This is a genomic window from Pseudomonas sp. efr-133-TYG-5 (assembly GCF_030209175.1).
Lineage (GTDB): Bacteria > Pseudomonadota > Gammaproteobacteria > Pseudomonadales > Pseudomonadaceae > Aquipseudomonas.
This window is the reverse complement of record NZ_JARVSM010000010.1, coordinates 108,077-128,763: the sequence shown is the minus strand read 5'-3', so window position 1 is coordinate 128,763 and position 20,687 is coordinate 108,077. Positions and strand designations below refer to the sequence as shown.

Here is a 20,687-nt window from a genome sequence, read left to right as displayed (position 1 = left end):
AGCTGCGAGCTGCGAGCTGCAAGACAAACAGAGCAGCGCTCTTATCTTGCAGCTCGTCGCTTGTAGCTCGTCGCTATCGCCTATTTGGCCGACTGAATCGCCGCGCCAAGTTTCTTCGCCGCGTCGGCCGGGTCGGCTTTCGGGTCGTTGATGTAGTTGGTCACTACGTCAAAGAACGCGCCCTGCACCGCCAGCGTGGTGGCCATGTTGTGCGCCATGCTCGGCTGCAGGCCACCGGACTTGGCGTCTGCCAGGAAGTCCTTGGCGGCGGTCTGGGCGCAGGAGTCGAAACCGTACTTGCCCATGTCGGCGAGCATGTCGTTACGCACCGGGATCGAGCCCTTGTTGATGCTGAAGACTTTCTGGAAGTTTTCACCCAGCACGACCTTGGCGATGTCCTGCTGACCGGCCGCAGTGCCTGCGTCTTTCTGCTTGAACACCGCCAGCGAGTCGATGTTGTAGGTGAACGCCTTGTCGGTGCCCGGGAACGCTACGCACTCGTAGTCCTTGCCGGCGACTTTCTTGGCGGCGGTCCATTCGGACTTGGCCCAGTCACCCATGATCTGCATGCCGGCCTTGCCGTTGATGACCTTGGCCGCTTCCAGGTTCCAGTCCTGGCCCTTGCCGTCGACGTCCATGTAGGTCGCGACCTTCTTCAGCTCGGTCAGCGCCTTGACCATGTCCGGGCCGGTCAGCGCGGCGTTGTCGAGGTCAACCAGGGCTTTCTTGTAGCCATCGACACCCATCACCGAGAGCACCACCGCTTCGAACACGGTGCTGTCCTGCCAAGGCTGGCCACCGTGGGCGAGCGGGATGAAACCGGCAGCCTTGAGCTTGTCACCGGCGGCGTAGAATTCTTCGAGGGTGGTCGGGTTCTTGGTGATACCGGCTTTCTTGAACACTTCCGGGTTGATCCACAGCCAGTTCACCCGGTGAATGTTCACCGGCACGGCCACGTAGTCACCCTCGTACTTGACGGTATCGGAGACTTTCTTGTCGAGCAGACTGTCCCACTTCTCCTGCTTCGCAACGTCCTTCAGGACGTCGGTGTCGAGCAGGCCGGTGGAGGCCCATTCCTGGATGTCCGGGCCCTTGATCTGGGCCACGCCTGGCGGGTTGCCGGCAACGGCGCGGCTTTTCAGCACGGTCATGGCAGTCGCACCGCCACCGCCGGCGACAGCGCCGTCTTTCCAGGTAAAGCCGTCTTTTTCGACTTGCGCCTTGAGGACATCGACGGCGGCTTTTTCGCCACCAGACGTCCACCAATGCACAACTTCCACCGAACCTTTGGAGTCGGCAGCGGAAACACTCAGGGGCAGCACAGCGAGCGGGAACAGGGAGGCGACAGAAATGACAGTAGCGAGGCGAGAAATCGCATTCATCTGAGATGTACCTTTCTTGTTGTTATGCATGCAAGTCTGGTGCTTGCGCTGCACGGGAGTTTAAACAGGACGTTTGCCTTCGCAGGTAACGAAGGGACGCGCGAATGTCACCACATGGTTACACAGGAACGCCGCAAGACAGCCGTGCCAAAGCAGTCGCCATGCTCGGCGACAAGGGTAGTCGAGGGATCAGCACGGCTTGCCAGGCGTGATAGAGATCCGGTTTGCCCGCCCAGATATCGGCGCTCGGGCGATTGTGCGGGTCGAGTTCGTGGTGCCAGCTGCCGTCGCAGCGATCGATGAAATGCACGTCGCAGAATTCCCAGAACAGCCGGTACCAGGCTTCGTATCCGGCCTCGCCGGTACGCTTGAGCAAGGCGCTGGCGGCGGCGCTGGCTTCCGCGTGGGTCCAGTGCAGACGATGGCGCACCACCGCCTGGTTGTCCCAGTCGAGGGTGTAGACGATGCCCGGGGCGCCATCGACGTCCCAGCCGTGGCGGCAGTTTTGCTCGAAGAGTTTTTGCGCATCGGCGGCCAGCCAGCCCGGCGTCAGCATGCCGGCCTGGACCCGCGCTGCCTCGAGGTGCAGCAGCAGCCGTGCCCATTCGAAACCGTGGCCCGGGGTGGTGCCGTAGGGGCGGAACCCGTCGGCAGGGTTGTCGCGGTTGTAGTCGCGCAGCGGTTGCCAGTCGCGGTCGAAGTGCTCGATCACCAGATAACCGTTGGCGGCAGCGTGACCGTGGATCACCCGCTCGACGATACGCTGGGCGCGCACCAGCCAGCGCGGATCGTCAGTGACGTCGGCGAGGGCGAGGAACGCTTCGGTGGCGTGCATGTTGCTGTTGGCGCCGCGATAGGCTTCCTCTTCACGCCAGTCGCGATTGAAGGATTCGCGCATGGCGCCCTCTTCCTCGCTCCAGAAGTAAGTGTCGATGATGTCGATGGCGTCATCGAGCAACGCCTGCGCACCGGGACGCTGGGCGACGACCGCCGAGCTGGCCGCGAGCGCGACGAAGGCATGCAGGTAGGCGTTCTTGCCGGTGTTGCCATCGCGGTGCTCGGCGGTGGCGAACCAGCCGCCGTGCAGCGCATCGCGCAACGGCCCGCGCAAGGCCTGGACACCGTGGTCGACCAGTTCGGCGAACCCCGGCAAGCCCTGGATGTGGGCCATGGCGAAGCTGTGGGTCATGCGCGCGGTGTTCATGGTTTCGGCTTGTGCGCCAGCCTGGAGTCGACCGCGCTCGTCGAGGTTGGCGAAGCCCTCGGGCAGGCGCGAGGCCTTGGCGAACGCCAGCAGGCGCAGGCCTTCGGCGGCAAGCCACTGCTGATGGGCTGGGGCGTTCAGCCAACTGCTGAAGCCGGGATTGAACTGGTCCATGGGTGGCCTTTTTTGTTGTTATGACTGCGGGCAGTCTAAACAACGGGCCGGGGCGGTCTTGTAACGAAGGGGGCGGGTTTTGTCACTGAGCCGTGACATTTGCGGTGAATGGAACCCTGTCTTCGCGAGCAGGCTCGCTCCCACAAGGTGATCGCCTTTCAACCGAAGGAATGCGCTCGAATGTGGGAGCGAGCCTGCTCGCGAAGAACCCTGACGCGGTCTGACTAATCAACACTGCGCGGCAGTTGCAAGGTCACCCGCAAGCCACCCTCGCGCAGATTCTGCAAGGTCACCTCACCGCCATGGCTGTGGGCGATGTTGCGCGCGATCCCCAGGCCCAGGCCATAACCCTGCTGTTGCCCGGCGAGACGAAAGTGCGGCTCGAACACCTGCTCCAGCCGCTGCTCCGGCACGCCAGGACCTTCATCGTCGACGTGCAGGACAAACGCGCTCTCATCGTCGTCGATGTGCAGATGGGCGTTCCAACCGTACTTCAGCGCGTTGTCGATCAGGTTGCCGATGCAGCGCTTGAGCGCCAGCGGCTTGCCCGGATACGCCGCCAGCGCCCGCCCCTGCTGGGTCACGCGGCCATTGCCGTTCGGCGCCAGATAGGGTTCCACCAGGCAATCGAGCACATGGTTGAGATCCACCGGCTCGATGTTCTCGTGGATGTCGGTGTCCTTCACGCATTGCAACGCGCCTTTGACCAGCAGCTCCAGCTCATCCAGATCGCGGCCGAACTTGGTTTGCAGTTGTTCGTCCTCAAGCAGTTCGACACGCAGGCGCAAACGGGTGATCGGTGTCCGCAGGTCATGCGAAATCGCGCTGAACAACTGGCTGCGCTCAGTCAGGTAGCGGCTGATGCGTTCGCGCATGGTGTTGAACGCGCGGCCCACTTCGACCACTTCACTGCCGCCGCCCTCGGCCACTGGCTCGACATCGGCCCCCAGCGACAGATCCCGCGCCGCCCGCGCCAGACGCTTGAGCGGCCGGCTCTGCCAGTGCACCAGCAGGCCGATGAACAGCAGCAGAAAGCCGCTGGTGAGGACGATGAACCACACCTGCTGCGCCGGCAGGCCCTGCTCTTCCAGGCTGGTGTAAGGCTCGGGCAGCAGCGAGGCGATGTACAGCCATTCGCCCGGAGCCATCTGAATCTGGGTGACCAGAACCGGCGGGTTCACCGGTTCCAGCGTCAGCGCGTAATGCGCCCAGGAGCGCGGCAGTTCGTCGAGCTTGAGCCCGGCATTGAAAATCCGCAGATCTTCGGGGCTGACGAAGGTCACCGAAATATCGGTGTCATGCCCCAGCGACTGGCGCAGCACTTCATCCACGGCCTTCATCACCGCCGCTTTGCGCGGCGTCACCGGCAGCACTTCCATGCCCAGCGGCTTGTCGTTGAGGGTCACCACGAAACGGGTGCCGCCCATGCTGCGCAACTGATCGAGCACCAGCGGCCGGTAAGCCACCGGCAGCGACCGGAAGTAGCTGACGCTGGCGGTCATCGAATGCGCCAGGCTGCGGGCGCTGGTGACCAGGCCTTCGAGCTGGGTGGCGCGCAGTTGCGAAACCCAGATCACGCTCGACAGCGTCTGCGCGAACAGCACCGCAAGCAACGTCAGCAGCAGCATGCGCCCGAGCAGCGAACGCGGCATCGGCACCTTGCCGGCGAGGTTGCGCAGCGCCTCAGTGACCATTGCCGGCAACCACATTGGCTGCCAACTGATAGCCGCTGCCGCGCACGGTGCGAATCAGCCGAGGCGGCTTGTCAGTATCGCGCAGACGCTGGCGCAGGCGGCTGACGGCCATGTCGACAATGCGATCGAGGGGCATCAGTTCACGGCCCCGGGTGGCGTTGCCGATGGTGTCGCGGTCGAGGATTTCCTGCGGATGATCGAGGAACAGCTTGAGCAGGGCGAAGTCGGCGCCGGAGAGAATCACTTCCTCGCCGTCGGTGTGGAACAGCCGGTGGCTGACCATGTCCAGGCGCCATTCATCGAAGGCCAGCACTTCGCTGCCGCTGCGTTCCTGAGCGAATTGCGCGCGGCGCAGCAGGGCCTTGATGCGTGCCTGCAACTCGCGCGGGCTGAACGGTTTACCGAGGTAATCGTCGGCGCCCAGCTCCAGACCGATCACCCGGTCGGCTTCGTCGGAACTGGCGGTGAGCATGATGATCGGCACCTGTGCCTGACGCGGATGCTGGCGCACCCAGCGGCACAGGCTGAAGCCGTCTTCGTCGGGCAGCATCACATCAAGAATCACCAGATCGCTCGGCGCGTCGTTCAGCGCCTGGCGGAAACTGGCGCCGTCGGCCGTGGCCCGTACCTGAAAACCCGCACGGGTCAGGTAGGTCTGCAGCAACTCGCGTATCTCCTGGTCGTCATCGACCAACAAAATCGACTTGTTGACTGAGCTCACTTCGAAGGCATCCTTGTTGTTGGAATTGGGGCGGATTATGCCTGATGAACCTTGGATATTTGTTGTCTGTTCTGGCCCCATCGCTGGCAAGCCAGCTCCCACAAGGACTTATACACATCCTGAGGATGTCCTCGATCCTGTGGGAGCTGGCTTGCCAGCGATGAAGGCGACTCGGTCTCAAGCCTGTTCGAGCGCCACACCGGCACCCACCAGCCCGGAATACGGCGCCGTCACCAGCCACACCGGGATGCCCTTGAAGTAATCGCTCATGCAGCCCTTGTCGGCGAAGCTGCGGGCGAAACCGCTTTCGAGGAAGAAGTCGGCAAAACGCGGAATCACGCCGCCCACGATGTAAACGCCACCACGACCACCGGTGGTCAGCACGTTGTTACCGGCCACGCGGCCGAGCCAGCAGCAGAACTGCTCGAGCACTTCCAGGGCAATCGGATCACCGGCCAGACCGGCCGCCGTGATTGCTTCCGGGGTGTCGAGTTGCGGCTCATGGCCGTCCACCGCGCAGATCGCCCGGTACACGCGCGGCAAGCCGCCACCGCTCAACGCGGTTTCGGCGCTGACATGACCGATTTCGTTGTGGATGTGCTGCCACAGCTGGGTCTCCCGGGGGCTGCTCAGCGGCAGGTCAACGTGACCGCCCTCCCCCGGCAACGCCGCAAAACGCCCGGCGCCCAGGTCGAGCAGCGTGCCGACGCCCAGGCCCGTGCCCGGGCCGATCACCACCGCCGGGCGCAACGGCTCCGGCGTGCCTTCGCAGACCACGCGGAATTCGCCGGGCTGCAAACGGGTCATGCCCAGGGCCATCGCCGAGAAGTCGTTGACCAGCAGCAACTGCTCGACCTGCAACGCCTGACAGAACGCCGTGCGGCTCAGGCGCCAGTGATTGTTGGTGAACTTGAATTCATCGCCACTGACGGGACCGGCCACTGACAGGCACACCGAGCCGATGTCCCCCGGCGCCAGGCCAAGCCCGCCCAGGTAGAGGCGAATCGCTTCTTCCGGGCTGGCGTGGTCGGCCGTGGCCAGCACCTGAATCGACTGCAGTTGCTGGTTTTGCCACAACGCGAAACGTGCGTTGGTGCCTCCGATGTCACCGACCAAAGCCAGTTTCAATTAAGCGTCTCCAGGGCAGAAGTGAAGGCGCTGGCGCCCTGCTCTGCCGAGCTGAAGGCCATGCGCATGAAACCGAACAGCTCGCGGCCGCTGCCGATGTTGTTGCCCAACAGGCCTTTGGCGGGTTCGCGCGCTGCAAATTCGGCGGCGTCGACCTTGAGTTGCAAAGTGCCGTTGACGCCATCGACGCGGATGATATCGCCCTCTTGCACGCGCGCCAAAGCGCCGCCGACATAAGCCTCGGGACTGACGTGAATGGCCGCCGGGATTTTCCCCGACGCACCGGACATGCGCCCGTCCGTCACCAGCGCCACTTTGAAGCCGCGATCCTGCAGCACGCCGAGGAACGGGGTCATCTTGTGCAACTCCGGCATGCCGTTGGAACGCGGGCCCTGGAAGCGCATCACGGCGACGAAATCCTTCTCCAGCAGACCGGCCTTGAACGCGTCGGCCAAATCCTGCTGATCCTGAAAGACCATGGCCGGTGCTTCGACGATCTGGTTTTCCACGGCCACGGCGGAGACTTTCATCACGCCACGGCCGAGGTTGCCTTCCATCACCCGCAAACCGCCCTCTGGCGAGAACGCGCGCGCCACCGGGCGCAGGATGTTTTCGTCGAGACTGTCGGTCGGCCCTTCGCGCCAGACCAGCTCGCCGTTATCCAGGAACGGTTCCTGGGTGTAGCGGCTCAGGCCGTGGCCGAGCACGGTGTTGACGTCTTCGTGGAGCAGGCCGGCTTCGAGCAGCTCGCGGATCAGGAACGACATGCCGCCGGCGGCCTGGAAGTGGTTGATGTCGGCCTTGCCGTTCGGATAGACGTGGCTGAGGGTTGGCACGACTTCGGAGAGGTCGGCCATGTCCTGCCAGGTCAGCTGGATGCCTGCCGCCATGGCGATGGCCGGCATGTGCAGGGTGTGGTTGGTCGAGCCGCCGGTGGCGTGCAGCGCGACGATCGAGTTGACCAGCGCCTTCTCGTCGACGATTTCGCCGATCGGCAGGAAGCTGCCATTCTGTTTGGTCAGGCGCGTGACCTGATGCGCGGCTTCGCGGGTCAGGGCATCGCGCAGCGGCGTGTTCGGGTTGACGAAAGACGCGCCCGGCAAGTGCAGGCCCATGACTTCCATCAGCAACTGGTTGGTGTTGGCGGTGCCGTAGAAGGTGCAGGTACCCGGGCTGTGGTAGGACTTCATCTCCGATTCCAGCAGCTCTTCGCGGGTGGCCTTGCCTTCGGCGTACTTCTGCCGCACGTCGGCTTTTTCCTTGTTGGAAATCCCCGAGACCATCGGCCCGCCCGGGACGAAAATCGTCGGCAAGTGACCGAAGCGCAGCGCGCCCATCATCAACCCCGGCACGATCTTGTCGCAGATACCAAGCATCAGCGCGCCGTCGAACATGTTGTGCGACAACGCCACAGCCGTGGACATGGCGATCACTTCGCGGCTCGGCAGGCTCAGCTCCATGCCAGGCTCGCCCTGGGTCACGCCGTCGCACATGGCCGGGGTGCCGCCGGCGAACTGGCCGACCGAGCCGATTTCGCGCAGGGCCTGCTTGATCTGTTGCGGAAACACTTCGTACGGCTGGTGCGCCGAGAGCATGTCGTTATACGAAGAAACAATGGCGATGTTCGCCGAGTTCATCATCCGCAGGCTGTGCTTGTCTTCGCTGCCGCACCCGGCCACGCCGTGGGCGAAGTTGGCGCATTGCAGCTTGCCGCGCATCGGGCCGTCGGTGGCGGCGCCGCGAATCAGTGCAAGGTAAGCCTGACGCGTGGCGCGGCTGCGGGCGATAAGCCGTTCGGTGACCTCAAGGACGCGGGGATGCATGTGTAGAACTCCAGGCTAACGGATGTGGCGACCTGATTGTCTATGCTGATCAAACGCCGCTGTGGTTGGAATGACAGCCGGCTTTTTTGACCATTCGGACCAGTTGATTCAGGTCACTCGTTGTAGATAAAACAAAATATTGCCACTAAAAAGGCTTGTTTTCTATTTTTATGCGAATAATCTTGTAATTCCAACAACAAAACGACGGCGGCGCTGTTCAATGACTCTTCGAATCGCAATCAATGGTTTTGGCCGCATCGGCCGTAATGTCCTGCGTGCACTGTATACCCAAGGCTATCGACAGGATTTGCAGATCGTCGCCATCAACGATCTGGGCGACAGCGCGATCAACGCCCATCTGCTCAAATACGACACCGTTCACGGCACATTCGACGCCGAAGTTGCGCATGACAACGAGAGCCTGACCGTCAACGGCGACCGCATTGCGGTCAGTGCCATCCGCAACCCGGCCGACCTGCCGTGGGCTGCGGAAAAAATCGATGTGGTGTTCGAATGCACCGGCCTGTTCACCGACCGCGCCAAAGCCGCCGCGCATATTACTGCCGGCGCCCGCAAAGTCATCATCTCGGCCCCGGCCAAGGGCGCCGACGCCACCGTCGTCTACGGCGTCAACCACGACATCCTGCGCCAGTCGCACCAGATCATCTCCAACGCTTCGTGCACCACCAACTGCCTGGCCCCGGTGGCGCAGGTGCTGCATCGCGAACTGGGCATCGAGAACGGCTTGATGACCACCATCCATGCCTACACCAACGACCAGAACCTGACCGACGTCTATCACACCGACCCGTACCGCGCGCGCTCCGCCACGCAGAACATGATCCCGAGCAAGACCGGCGCCGCCGAAGCCGTGGGCCTGGTGCTGCCGGAACTGGCGGGCAAACTGACCGGCATGGCCGTGCGCGTACCGGTGATCAATGTGTCGCTGGTCGATCTGACCATACAACTCAAGCGCGAAGCCTCGGCCGACGAAGTCAACGCCCTGCTCAAGGCTGCCAGCCAGCATTCGAAAATCCTTGGCTACAACGCCCTGCCGCTGGTTTCCAGCGACTTCAACCACAACCCGCTGTCGTCGATCTTCGACGCCAACCACACCAAATCCAGCGGCAAGCTGTTGAAGGTACTGGCCTGGTACGACAACGAATGGGGCTTCTCCAACCGCATGCTGGATAACTGCCTGGCGCTGTGCAACGCAGAATAATCCCCTCCTCCCATGTGGGAGCGGACTTGCTCGAAGGCGTCGTGTCAGGCAATTGATGTATCGACTGACCCACCGCATTGGCGAGCAAGCCCGCTCCCACAGGTTTTTGATTTCAGTCTGAAATCAACACTTGACCACTCGACTAGATGATAAGCATTATCATTCGCTCGAAATGGATCAGGTTCCCCCGTGAGTCAATCGCGCTTCAATCATGTCTTCCTCTCTCAGCGCACGTCCCTGCTGCGCACAATCGAGCGGATGGTCAATAACCACAGCACCGCCGAAGACCTGTTGCAGGAAACCTACCTGCGCGTCACGCGGGCGCTGAGCGAACGCGCCATCGATCACCTTGAACCCTTCGTGTTCCAGACCGCGCGCAACCTGGCGCTGGATCATCTGCGGGCGCGCAGGATTCACTCGCGGACCATGCTCGACGACGTACCGCAGGATGTCGTGCACAGCGTGGCCGCCCCCGCCAGCAGCGCCGAAGACGCCGCCCACGCCGAACAGATGCTGGAGCGCTTGAACGTCAGCCTGAGCCAACTCAGCCACCGCCAGCAGCAGATTTTCATCCTCAGCCGTCTGCACGGAAACAGCTATCAGGAAATCGCCGACGAACTGAATGTTTCCCTCAGCACCGTGCAGAAAGAACTGAAGCTGATCATGACCCTCTGCATCGGCGTCGCCGAACGCCTGAATGGCGACTGAGGTCGCAGGCCTTGTCCGAGTGCCAGGATCGCCTGCACGGATCATCGGGCTTTGTTACCCTTGCCCGACTTTTACGCTTCACTGAAAAAACAGCCGTGCGCAGACACTGCCGAGGAAACACCGTGACGGACACCCACCGCTCGCCTTCGCCGGATTCGGTGCAGGACGCTGCAAACGCAATGGACCAGGCACTCGACTGGCTCATCGTGCTCGGCAGCCCGGACGAGGAGCAGACCCGGCAGTTTCATGCCTGGCTGGCGGCCGATCCGTTGAACGCCGAGGCGTTCGCCAAGGCGCAGGCGATCTGGGATGGCCCGCAAGTCGCCCAGTGCGCGCAAAACCTGGCGGCACAACCGGCGAAAGTCACCGTTATCAAGCGTTTGCGTGCGCATTGGAAACCGCTGGCCAGCGCTGCGGTGCTGCTGCTCGGTCTGTTCAGTTTCAGTAATCTGCCGATGCGCATTCAGGCCGATCATCTGACGGTGGTCGGCGAGCGCCAGCGCCTCCAACTGGAGGACGGCTCGAAAGTCCTGCTCAATACCAACTCGGCATTTTCCAGCACCATCAACGATCAAACACGGGTCGCGCGGTTGTATCAGGGCGAGGCGTTTTTCGAGATTGCCGGCGGCCGCAGCCAGCCCTTGGAAATCGACGCCGGTCCGGTTCGCGCCAGCGTGCGCGATACCGCGTTCGCCGTGCGTTATCTCGATGGCGTGGCGCAGGTCAACGTACAGCGTGGCGATGTCGATCTGCAGACAACGCACAACGACGCTCGCGTACGTTTGACGGCTGGCGAAAGTATTCGGATCGGCCCCAACGGTTTCGACCGTCCAGCCCGACTCGACGCCAACACCGATCTGGCCTGGGTCCAGGGCCGGCTGGTGTTCGAAAACTGCCCGCTGAGCCAGGTCCTGGCCGAGCTGCGCCGCTACTACCCTGGCTGGATCATCAACACCAACGAACAGCTGGCCGACGTCGCCGTCACCGGCAATTACCGCCTCGACCAGCCGCTGGACGTGGTGCGTTCCCTGGCTCACATCACTTCGGCGCGCCTGCAGGAATTCCCCGCGCTGGTAATCCTGAACTGAATGAGAATTATTTTTACTCGATAGCGAAAGCTCGTTCGTCTCGTTATAGCCAATGCAATTGATTCGCATCTCGCCGAATCAATCAGCACCTATAAAGATTCGTGCGACACGGAGCGCTATCGATGTCCTCACGCCTTACCCGCCAGACCTCCACCCCTTCCCGCGTACTGTCGCTGCTGACCGCCGCGATCCTGATGGCCGGCACCGCGCCGCTGATGGCCGCCACCGAACAGCCGGCGCGCAACATGGGCGACTACTCCTTCGCCATTGCCCAGCAGCCACTGGTGTCGGCGCTCAATGCGTTCACCGGCGTCACGGGCTGGCAGGTCGGTTTGCCGGCGCAACTGGGTGAAGGTGTGTCGTCGCCGGGCGTGCGCGGTTCGCTGCCACCGGAAAAGGCCCTGGAGCGCTTGTTGGTGGGGACCAACCTGAGCTTCCGCAAACTCGGCAACAACAACGTCGTGCTGGAAAAACGCAGCACCGGCGGCGCCCTCAACCTCGACCAGGTGACCATCAGCGCCACGCGCCAGGAGCAGTCGGTGAACAGCGTGCCGGCCACGGTCAGCGTGCAGACCCGCGAACAACTCGAGCGCAACAACGTCAACTCGATCAAGGACCTGGTGCGCTACGAACCGGGCGTTTCGGTGGGCGGTGCCGGCCAGCGTGCCGGCCTGACCGGCTACAACATTCGCGGCATCGACGGCGACCGCGTGCTGACCCAGGTCGACGGCGTGCAAGTACCCGACAGCTTCTTCAACGGCCCTTACGCCCAGACCAACCGCAACTACGTCGACCCGGAAATCGTCAAGCGCGTGGAAATCCTCCGCGGCCCGGCGTCGGTGCTCTACGGCAGCAACGCCATTGGCGGCGCGGTCAGCTACTACACCCTCGATCCGGACGACATCATCAAGCCCGGCAAGGACGTCGGCGCGCGGCTGAAAACCGGCTACAGCTCGGCCGATGACAGCTGGCTGACCTCCGGCACCGTCGCCGGCCGCAGCGGCGACTTCGACGGTCTGCTGCACCTGAGCCAGCGCAACGGCCATGAAACCGAATCCTATGGCGAGACCGGTGGCACCGGCCTGCAACGCACCGAGGCCAACCCCGAGGACGTGCGCACCACCAACGTCCTCGCCAAACTCGGCTGGAACTACGCCGACGACGCACGCCTGGGCCTGACCTACGAGCATTACAAGGACGACCGCGACACCCGCCAGCTCAGCGCCGTCGGCGGCCCGTTCAACGCCGGACGCGGTTTCGGTTTCTACAAGTCGCGCAGCGGCAATGACACCGTGACCCGCGAGCGCTTCGGCCTCGAGCACAGCTTCGGCCTCGACAGCGCCCTCGCCGACCACATCAAGTGGTCGCTGAACTACCAGATCGCCAAGACCGACCAGCGCACCGAGGAAATCTACGCGCCATCGCGCACCGTGCTGCGCGAGCGCGACACCAACTACAAGGATCGCCAGTGGGTGTTCGATGCCCAGGCCGACAAGGCCTTCGCCATCGCCGCCACCGATCACGTCGTCACCTACGGCACTACCATCAAGCAGGACAAGGTCACCGGCCTGCGCACCGGCAGCGGCACGTGCCTGACCGTCGCCGGTGCCTGCCGGGTGATCGGCGCACCGAGCGCTGCCGACACCCTGACCCCAGCCAGTGACTTCCCCGATCCGACCATCAACAGCTACAGCCTGTTTGCCCAGGACCAGATCAGCTGGGGCAACTGGACCTTCCTGCCAGGCGCGCGCTACGACTACACCCAGCTCAAGCCGCACCTGACCGACGAGTTCCTGGCCACCGCCGACCAGAGCGGCAATGGCACGGTGAGCGACAAGACCAAGACCTGGCATCGCCTGTCGCCGAAGTTCGGCACCACGTACAGCTTCAATGACCATTACACCTGGTACGGCCAGTACGCCGAAGGTTTCCGTACGCCGACCGCCAAGGCGCTCTACGGTCGCTTCGAAAACCTCGCCGGCGGCTATCAGGTGGCGCCCAACCCGGATCTCGAGCCGGAAAAGAGCAAGAGCTATGAAACCGGCCTGCGTGGCAACTTCAATGCGGGCAGTTTCGACGTCGCCGTGTTCTACAACAAATACCGCGATTTCATCGACGAAAACGCCATCACCCCGGGCTACACCGAGACCACGTTCCAGAGCAACAACATCAAGCACGCCACCATCAAGGGCGTGGAGCTCAAAGGTCGCCTGAACCTCGACACCTTCGGTGCGCCAAGCGGCCTCTATACCCAGGGCTCGCTGGCCTATCTGTATGGCCGCAACGATGACAGCGGCCAGCCGCTCAACAGCGTCAACCCGCTGACCGGCGTGTTCGGCCTCGGCTACGACCAGGACAACTACGGCGCCCTGCTGAGCTGGACACTGGTCAAGCGCAAGGACCGCGTCGACAGCACCAGCTTCAAGACCCCGGACGGCACCAGCACCCAGTTCAAGACCCCCGGTTACGGCGTGCTCGACCTGGCCGGCTTCTACAAGGTCAGCGACGACGTGACCGTCAACGCCGGCCTCTACAACCTGACCGACAAGAAGTACTGGCAGTGGGATGACGTACGCGGTTACGACAGCGTCGGCGAAGCCTCGGTGACGCAACCGGCCAACCTCGATCGCCTGACCCAGCCGGGTCGCAACTTCGCGATCAATCTGGTCTGGGACATCTGATCGGTCCGACCTCGCGGCGAGCATTCAACGCCATGTCGCGAGGTTTTTTTACTGTCCGGCGCACGCCCGTTCGTCTCGTTATCAAGTGCCTCTTTTATCAAGGACATCCCATGACCCCTGCGGAAAAAACCCTGCGTTCACAACGCCTGAACCAGATCACCCACGAGCCGCACAGCAAGCTCGATGCGCTGGTCAAGGCCCACGCGCCGTTCGAGACCCGCGCCAACTTCGCGCGCTTCGTGGTTGCGCAATACCTGTTCCAGTCAGAGTTGGTAGACCTGTACAACGACGCCGAGCTGGGCGCCATCGTCGCGGATCTGCCGGCCCGTTGCCGCGCTGAGGCGGCCAAGGCCGACCTGGCGGATCTGCACACCGAGATTCCGGCACCGGTGGCTGGCGCGCTGAAAAACCCGAGCAAGGCCCGCGCCCTTGGCTGGATCTTCGTCTCCGAAGGCTCCAAGCTCGGTGCCGCGTTCCTGATCAAGCGCGCCGTGGCGCTGGAGCTGAGCGAAACCTTCGGCGCCCGTCATCTCGCCGAGCCGCAAGGCGGCCGCGCCGAAGGCTGGAAACGTTTCGTCAAGACCCTCGACGCGCTGCCGTTCAGCGCAGAAGAAGAAGCCGAGATCGAGCAAGGCGCCATCGACGCGTTCAACCGCTTCACCGTGCTGCTGGAACAGGCTTACGCGAGCGAAGCCGAACCGGCCTGACACAACACCTGTTCCTTGTGGGAGCGAGCCTGCTCGCGACGGCGGCAGCACATTCAAGATCAATGTGCCTGATCCACCGCTTTCGCGAGCAGGCTCGCTCCCACATTGGAACTGCAACAACCTGTAAGATCTCCCTTCCGCTTCAGAAGCCATCGCGTAGCCCATGCCGCAACCAGCCTCCTCCAAACTCGCCCGCGTGCTGTTCGGCCTGCTGGCCTATGTCAGCCTGGGCATTGGCCTGGTCGCGATTGTCGTGCCGGGCCTGCCGACCACCGAGTTCATCCTCCTTGCCGCCTGGGCCGCAACCCGCAGTTCACCGCGCCTGAGCGCCTGGCTGGAAAACCATCGGCTGTTCGGGCCGATCCTCAGCAACTGGCGCAACGGCAAGATCATCGCGCGCAAGGCCAAGATCAGCGCCACCGTGAGCATGCTGCTCTGCGCGACGCTGATGCTGGTGATGCTCGACCACGGCTGGCCGGTGTATCTGGCGATGGCCGGCATGGGCCTGGGTAACCTGTGGATCTGGTCGCGACCGGAGACGCTGCGCGATCCCTGCTGACTGCAACCTGCCTGCAACAGCACAGAAACATCCCTGTAATTCACCCCGTTTGCGGCACATTTTCCTGCGCAAACGTTTAGCCATGACCGTTCGTCGGCAGGCGCCTCATGCGCACTCGCCTGACGCCGATGTGCATTGCATGGCGCTGAATGGATTTGGCGAACCGGGCAACTTCCGCCCCATAGCCAATAGCTCATCCATTCACGAGAACGCCCCATGTTCGACTCCCTTTCCATTCGCCTGAAAATCGTGCTGCTCTCCGGCCTGTGCCTGCTCGGCGTGGTCGCGCTGATCGTCGGCATGAACATTTACCAGACCGACCAGAACGACGAACTGGTCAGCGCCTCCAGCAGCAAGATGCTCACCGCCAGTGTGCAGAACCTGTTGCAGGCCAAAGCGGCCGAGCAGGCAGTGCGCGTGCAGAGGACCTTCGGCGAAAGCCTGACGGTGATCACCGCCCTGGCCGACCAGATCAAGGACCTGCGGGTGATGGCCGCCAAGCGCTCGCTGGACGCCGGCGCCCTGCGCGAAGAACTGAACCTGAGCCTGAAAACCGCCTTCGAGCGCAACGACAAGGTCCTGGGCATCTGGCTCGCCTTCGAACCCAACGGCCTCGACGGCAAGGACAGCGAATTCGCCAACGACGCCGCGCGCCAGTCCAACGAAGCCGGACGCTTCGCCTCGTACTGGAGCCGCGCGGCCGGCTCGGCGCTGAACACGATCATGGTCGAAGAGGACATGACCAAGACCACCCTCAGCGTCAGCGGTACGCCGTACAACAGTTGGTACACCTGCCCGCGCGACAACAAGCGTACCTGCCTGCTCGACCCGTACGCCGACACCGTGGGCGGCAAGGAAATGCTCATGACCACGATTTCCGTGCCGCTGCTTGTCGACGGCAAGGCCATCGGTGTGGTCGGCGTCGACATTGCCCTCGACGCCCTGCAAGCGGCGGCCGTCGATTCCCAGCGCAACCTGTTCAACAATGCCGGGCACATGCTGATCGTCTCCGGCAGCGGCGTGCTCGCGGCTGACAGCGCCGACGCCACCCGGGTCGGCAAAAAGATCAGCGACACCCTCGGCGCCGAAGGCCAGGACGTGTTGCAACTGCTGGTCAGCGGCACGCCGAAAATCCTCGAACAGGGCGACCTGATCCGTGCGGTGTACCCGGTCGATCCGATCGGCAACTCCCGCGCCTGGGGGGTGGTGATCGACCTGCCGAAACAGGTGCTGCTGGCCGACTCGGTGAAGTTGCAGGCGGTCCTCGACGATGCCCAGGAAACCGGCCTGCTCACCGCCCTGCTGGTGGCGGTGGTGGCCGGTCTGGTCGGCCTGGTGCTGATCTGGCTGACCGCGTCCGGCGTCACCCGGCCGATCAACAGCGTCGCCGAAATGCTGAAGAACATCGCCAGCGGCGAAGGCGACCTGACCCAGCGCCTGAACTACAGCAAGCAGGATGAACTGGGCGAACTGGTGAACTGGTTCAACCGTTTCCTCGACAAGCTGCAACCGACCATCGCGCAGATCAAGCAAAGCATCAGCGAGGCCCGAGGCACCGCCGACCAGTCTTCGGAAATCGCCCGGCAGACCAGTGAAGGCATGCAGGTGCAGTTCCGCGAAATCGACCAGGTCGCCACCGCCTCCAATGAAATGAGCGCCACCGCCCACGACGTCGCCAACAGCGCTTCGAACGCGGCCAGCGCCGCCAAGGGTGCCGATCAGTCGGCCAAGGACGGCATGGCGATCATCGAGCGCAGCACGCGCGACATCAATCAACTGGCCGATGAAGTCAGCAAGGCGGTGACCGAAGTCGAGGATCTGGCGGTCAACAGCGAGCAGATCGGCTCGGTGCTGGAGGTCATCCGCAGCATCGCCGAGCAGACCAACCTGCTGGCCCTCAACGCCGCCATCGAGGCGGCCCGTGCGGGCGAAAGCGGTCGCGGTTTCGCCGTGGTGGCCGACGAAGTGCGCAACCTGGCCAAGCGCACCCAGGATTCGGTGGAGGAAATCCGCCTGGTGATCGAACGCATCCAGACCGGCACCCGTGGCGTGGTGGCGACCATGCATTCGAGTCAGACCCAGGCCCACAACAACGCCGGGCAAATCCGTCAGGCCGTGGATGCGCTGGGCAAGATCAGCGACGCGGTAACCGTCATCAGCGACATGAATCTGCAGATCGCCAGCGCCGCCGAACAACAGAGCGCCGTGGCCGAAGAGGTCAACCGCAACGTCTCGGCGATTCGTACCGTCACCGAGACGCTGACCGAGCAGGCCACTGAGTCGGCGGCGATCAGCAGCCAGCTCAATGCCCTGGCCAGCCAGCAGATGAAGTTGATGGATCAGTTCCGCGTCTGAAATCAGCAAAGCCCCTGTGGGAGCTAGCTCGCCAGCGATGACGGTGAATCAGTCAATGCATGAGTGACTGACACAGCGCCATCGCTGGCAAGCCAGCTCCTACAGATGTTGATCTGTCCGGGGATTTCATCTGACGCGATGATCTTTTGCACTATCATCGCCCTCTCTCCCGGAGGGCCTTCGATGACTGATTTACTCACGTCCATTCAAGCCGCACTCGGCTTGGCGCACACGCCGATTCCGTTCACCGCCGATGGCGCCCTGCCTTCGGCTTTCGCCGTCACTGAGCTCGCCTGCGCCAGCATTGGCGCGGCCGGCCAAGCCGTCAGCGAATTGCTCGAGCAGCAGACCGGTCAATTGCCCGCCGTTGCAGTAGACCGCCGCCTGGCCTCGTTGTGGTTCGCCTCTTCGATCCGCCCCATCGGTTGGCAAGTCCCGCCGCTGTGGGATCCGGTGGCCGGTGACTATGCCACCCGGGATGGCTGGATCCGCCTGCACACCAACGCCCCGCATCACCGCGCGGCGGCCGAAAGCGTGCTCGGCGCCTGTGCCGACCGCGCGGCGATGGCAACGCAGGTCGCGCAATGGACCGGCAGCGAGCTGGAACAAGCGGTGGTCGACGCCAAGGGCTGTGCCGCCGAGATGCGCAGTTGGCAGCAGTGGCAACTGCACCCACAAGGCCTGGCGGTGAATGCCGAGCCACTGGTGCAGTTTGGCCAAGACCCGGACGCCCATCCGCGAGCGTGGCCAGGCTCGGTGGCGCAGCCACTGGCCGGGCTGAAAGTGCTGGATCTGACCCGCGTGCTGGCCGGCCCCACCGCCAGCCGCTTTCTTGCCGGCCTCGGTGCCAATGTGTTGCGCATCGACCCGCCGAGCTGGAACGAGCCCGGCGTGGTCCCGGAAGTGACCCTCGGCAAACGCTGTGCGCGGCTGGATCTGCAGCAAGCGCAGGATCGCGCCGTGTTCGAGAGCCTGCTCAAGGACGCCGACATTCTCCTTCACGGCTACCGCGCCGATGCCCTGGAACGCCTCGGTTTCGCCAGCGAGCGCCGCCGGCAACTGGCGCCGGGGCTGATCGACGTCTGCCTCAATGCCTACGGCTGGAGTGGCCCGTGGCAACACCGTCGCGGCTTCGACAGCCTGGTGCAGATGAGCAGCGGCATCGCCGAGGCCGGACAGCGCTGGAAGCACGCCGATAAACCGACGCCCTTGCCGGTGCAGGCGCTGGATCATGCAACCGGGTACCTGATGGCAGCGAGTGCGATCAAACTGCTCAGCGAGCGCCTGCGCAGTGGCCGGGGAGGCTCGGCGCGGCTGTCACTGGCGCGGACCGCGAAGCTGCTGATTGAGCACGGACCCGGGACAAGTGAGGCGTTGCGCACCGAAGATCAACAGGATCAGGACCGGCGAGTGGAGCAGACCCCATGGGGGCCGGCGCATCGTCTGCAAGTGCCGCTGCGGATTGCCGGGACACCGCTGCAGTGGGCGTTGCCAGCGACCGAGCTGGGATCGCATAGCCCGCAGTGGCGCTAAAAGCCCCTCACCCGAACCCTCCCGGAGAGAGACGGGGCTGATCGGGAGTGCTCGCGCATTGCGCCGACCCGAGCGTGCTGCGGTGAATTCACAATCGATCGGCTGCTCAGCTCGCTGCATGACACCAGATACTGGGATCGGCCCCCTCTCCCTCATAGGGTGGCTGATACGCCAGGGTCAACCTCACAGTGAGAGCAAGCCGCTGTACAAACCATATGCCGCCAGCCCGGCGCCGATAACCACGCAGGTGAAAATGCCCTTTTCCACGGTGGTGAACAGCGGCTCGCCCTGTTCACGCTTGGCCTTGGCGAACAGGATCACCCCCGGTGCATACAGCAGCGCCGAGAGCAGCAGGTATTTCACCCCGCCGGCGTACAGCAGCCATACCGCGTAACACAGGGCGATGCCGCCGATCAGCAGATCCTTGCTGCGCTCGGCGGACGCGTGTTCGTAGGTTTCGCCGCGTCCGCTGAGCAGCACCGCGTACGCCGCCGACCACAGGTACGGCACCAGAATCATCGACGATGCCAGGTAGATCAGGCTCGTGTAGGTGCCGGCGGAAAACAGCGTGATCAGCAGGAAAATCTGGATCATCACGTTGGTCAGCCACAACGCATTGACCGGCACGTGATTGGCGTTCTCCTTTTTCAGAAACGCCGGCATGGTGTTGTCCCTGGCCGTGGCGAAGAGGATTTCGGCACAGAGCAACGCCCACGACAGCAACGCACCGAGCAACGAGATTGCCAGGCCGATGCTGATCAGCAAGGCGCCCCACGGCCCGACGATATGTTCCAACACCGCCGCCAGCGACGGGTTCTGCAGCTTGGCCAGTTCCGGCTGGGTCATGATGCCCAGCGACAGCACATTGACCAGAACCAGCAGTGCCAGCACGCCGATAAAACCGATCACGGTAGCCCGGCCGACGTCACTGCGTTTCTCCGCCCGCGCCGAGTACACGCTGGCGCCTTCGATGCCGATGAACACGAACACGGTGACCAGCATCATGTTGCGCACCTGCTCCATCACCCCGCCGAAGTTGGGGTTGCTGCGGCCCCAGATGTCGCGGGTGAAGATTTCAGCCTTGAACGCCACGGCGGCGATGACGATGAACATGACCAGCGGCACGACCTTGGCCACGGTGGTCAATTGGTTGATCAGCGCCGCCTCCTTGATCCCGCGCATCACCAGAAAATGCACCGACCACAACAGCACCGAGGCGCAGCCGATGGCGATCGGCGTGTTGCCCTGGCCGAACACCGGGAAGAAGTAACCGAGGGTACTGAACAGCAGCACGAAATAGCCGACGTTGCCCAGCCACGCACTGATCCAGTACCCCCAGGCCGAAGAGAACCCCATGTAGTCACCGAAACCGGCCTTGGCGTAGGCGTAGACCCCGGAATCCAGTTCCGGCTTGCGGTTGGCCAGGGTCTGAAACACGAACGCCAGGGTCAGCATGCCGATGGCCGTGATGCCCCAGCCGATCAGGATCGCTCCGGCGTCGGCGCGGGCCGCCATGTTCTGCGGCAGGGAGAAAATCCCGCCGCCAATCATCGAGCCCACCACCAGGGCGATCAACGCGCCAAGGCGCAGCTTTTGCGTCGGTTGCGACATTTCAGTCTCCCTTGAAATCGTGGCGAGGTTGTATTTGTAACAACTATCAACTAAGCGGCTAATCGCCCGGTAATAGCAACAAACATTCCCTTATATA

15 protein-coding genes and 1 pseudogene are annotated in these 20,687 nt (G+C 63.3%); 9 read left to right on the top strand and 7 right to left on the bottom strand.

Annotated elements, in window-relative coordinates; genetic code table 11:
* Nucleotides 1-80: 80 nt before the first annotated feature.
* The 6 genes from QRN70_RS26715 to edd all read right to left on the bottom strand — a co-directional run bounded on the left by QRN70_RS26715 (nt 81) and on the right by edd (nt 8,126).
* Entirely contained in the window at nt 81-1,382 is a 1,302-nt protein-coding gene (locus QRN70_RS26715; protein ID WP_285420853.1) for an ABC transporter substrate-binding protein, read from the bottom strand.
* A gap of 118 nt (nt 1,383-1,500) precedes the next feature.
* Entirely contained in the window at nt 1,501-2,760 is a 1,260-nt protein-coding gene (locus QRN70_RS26710; protein ID WP_285420852.1) for a D-mannose isomerase, read from the bottom strand.
* Between the two features lie 224 nt (nt 2,761-2,984).
* Nucleotides 2,985-4,454 carry an ATP-binding protein gene (locus QRN70_RS26705; RefSeq protein ID WP_285420851.1) on the bottom strand — a complete coding sequence of 490 codons (1,470 nt, stop codon included), beginning with the start codon at nt 4,452-4,454 and terminating at the stop codon, nt 2,985-2,987.
* Nucleotides 4,444-5,175: a response regulator gene (locus QRN70_RS26700; protein ID WP_285420850.1), complete on the bottom strand. Its 732-nt coding sequence runs from the start codon at nt 5,173-5,175 to the stop codon at nt 4,444-4,446. The genes QRN70_RS26705 and QRN70_RS26700 overlap by 11 nt, the downstream gene beginning before the upstream one ends.
* Before the next feature lie 177 nt (nt 5,176-5,352).
* Nucleotides 5,353-6,303, bottom strand: coding sequence for a glucokinase (locus QRN70_RS26695; RefSeq protein ID WP_285420849.1), 951 nt, complete (start codon nt 6,301-6,303; stop codon nt 5,353-5,355).
* Entirely contained in the window at nt 6,300-8,126 is a 1,827-nt protein-coding gene (gene edd / locus QRN70_RS26690; RefSeq protein WP_285420848.1) for a phosphogluconate dehydratase, read from the bottom strand. Before edd ends, QRN70_RS26695 begins: the two co-directional genes overlap by 4 nt.
* 220 nt (nt 8,127-8,346) lie before the next feature.
* On the opposite strand from edd, the gene gap reads away from it, so the two are divergent.
* The 9 genes and pseudogenes from gap to QRN70_RS26650 all read left to right on the top strand — a co-directional run bounded on the left by gap (nt 8,347) and on the right by QRN70_RS26650 (nt 18,979).
* Complete coding sequence (gap, locus tag QRN70_RS26685; protein ID WP_285420847.1) at nt 8,347-9,348, top strand: type I glyceraldehyde-3-phosphate dehydrogenase; 1,002 nt, start codon at nt 8,347-8,349, stop codon at nt 9,346-9,348.
* A 189-nt stretch (nt 9,349-9,537) separates the two neighbouring features.
* Nucleotides 9,538-10,056, top strand: coding sequence for an RNA polymerase sigma factor (locus tag QRN70_RS26680; RefSeq protein ID WP_285420846.1), 519 nt, complete (start codon nt 9,538-9,540; stop codon nt 10,054-10,056).
* Nucleotides 10,057-10,178: 122 nt separating this feature from the next.
* Entirely contained in the window at nt 10,179-11,144 is a 966-nt protein-coding gene (locus tag QRN70_RS26675) for a FecR family protein (protein ID WP_285420845.1), read from the top strand.
* Between the two features lie 122 nt (nt 11,145-11,266).
* Nucleotides 11,267-13,825: a TonB-dependent receptor gene (locus QRN70_RS26670; protein WP_285420844.1), complete on the top strand. Its 2,559-nt coding sequence runs from the start codon at nt 11,267-11,269 to the stop codon at nt 13,823-13,825.
* Nucleotides 13,826-13,935: 110 nt separating this feature from the next.
* On the top strand, nt 13,936-14,532 hold the full coding sequence (locus tag QRN70_RS26665; protein WP_285420843.1) for a biliverdin-producing heme oxygenase: 597 nt from the start codon (nt 13,936-13,938) through the stop codon (nt 14,530-14,532).
* 163 nt (nt 14,533-14,695) lie between these two features.
* A complete protein-coding gene (locus tag QRN70_RS26660) occupies nt 14,696-15,091 on the top strand; it encodes a YbaN family protein (RefSeq protein WP_285420842.1) in 396 nt (131 codons plus the stop codon).
* A gap of 216 nt (nt 15,092-15,307) precedes the next feature.
* A pseudogene (locus tag QRN70_RS27915) lies at nt 15,308-16,588 on the top strand (methyl-accepting chemotaxis protein); the annotation flags it as partial.
* Between the two features lie 102 nt (nt 16,589-16,690).
* On the top strand, nt 16,691-17,446 hold the full coding sequence (locus tag QRN70_RS27910) for a methyl-accepting chemotaxis protein (RefSeq protein ID WP_502941682.1): 756 nt from the start codon (nt 16,691-16,693) through the stop codon (nt 17,444-17,446).
* A gap of 183 nt (nt 17,447-17,629) precedes the next feature.
* Nucleotides 17,630-18,979 carry a CoA transferase gene (locus QRN70_RS26650; RefSeq protein WP_285420840.1) on the top strand — a complete coding sequence of 450 codons (1,350 nt, stop codon included), beginning with the start codon at nt 17,630-17,632 and terminating at the stop codon, nt 18,977-18,979.
* A gap of 183 nt (nt 18,980-19,162) precedes the next feature.
* Here the strand turns inward: QRN70_RS26650 and arcD are convergent, their stop codons facing one another.
* Complete coding sequence (arcD, locus tag QRN70_RS26645) at nt 19,163-20,590, bottom strand: arginine-ornithine antiporter (RefSeq protein WP_285420839.1); 1,428 nt, start codon at nt 20,588-20,590, stop codon at nt 19,163-19,165.
* Between the last annotated feature and the right edge of the window lie 97 nt (nt 20,591-20,687).

What these genes read in the sequence shown, in the direction of transcription:
- QRN70_RS26670 (WP_285420844.1), top strand. Translation starts at nt 11,267, where the DNA reads ATGTCCTCACGCCTTACCCGCCAGACCTCCACCCCTTCCCGCGTACTG.
- QRN70_RS26705 (WP_285420851.1), bottom strand. Translation starts at nt 4,454, where the DNA reads ATGGTCACTGAGGCGCTGCGCAACCTCGCCGGCAAGGTGCCGATGCCG.
- QRN70_RS26715 (WP_285420853.1), bottom strand. Translation starts at nt 1,382, where the DNA reads ATGAATGCGATTTCTCGCCTCGCTACTGTCATTTCTGTCGCCTCCCTG.
- QRN70_RS26650 (WP_285420840.1), top strand. Translation starts at nt 17,630, where the DNA reads ATGACTGATTTACTCACGTCCATTCAAGCCGCACTCGGCTTGGCGCAC.
- arcD (WP_285420839.1), bottom strand. Translation starts at nt 20,590, where the DNA reads ATGTCGCAACCGACGCAAAAGCTGCGCCTTGGCGCGTTGATCGCCCTG.
- gap (WP_285420847.1), top strand. Translation starts at nt 8,347, where the DNA reads ATGACTCTTCGAATCGCAATCAATGGTTTTGGCCGCATCGGCCGTAAT.
- QRN70_RS26660 (WP_285420842.1), top strand. Translation starts at nt 14,696, where the DNA reads ATGCCGCAACCAGCCTCCTCCAAACTCGCCCGCGTGCTGTTCGGCCTG.
- QRN70_RS26665 (WP_285420843.1), top strand. Translation starts at nt 13,936, where the DNA reads ATGACCCCTGCGGAAAAAACCCTGCGTTCACAACGCCTGAACCAGATC.
- edd (WP_285420848.1), bottom strand. Translation starts at nt 8,126, where the DNA reads ATGCATCCCCGCGTCCTTGAGGTCACCGAACGGCTTATCGCCCGCAGC.
- QRN70_RS27910 (WP_502941682.1), top strand. Translation starts at nt 16,691, where the DNA reads ATGCAGGTGCAGTTCCGCGAAATCGACCAGGTCGCCACCGCCTCCAAT.
- QRN70_RS26710 (WP_285420852.1), bottom strand. Translation starts at nt 2,760, where the DNA reads ATGGACCAGTTCAATCCCGGCTTCAGCAGTTGGCTGAACGCCCCAGCC.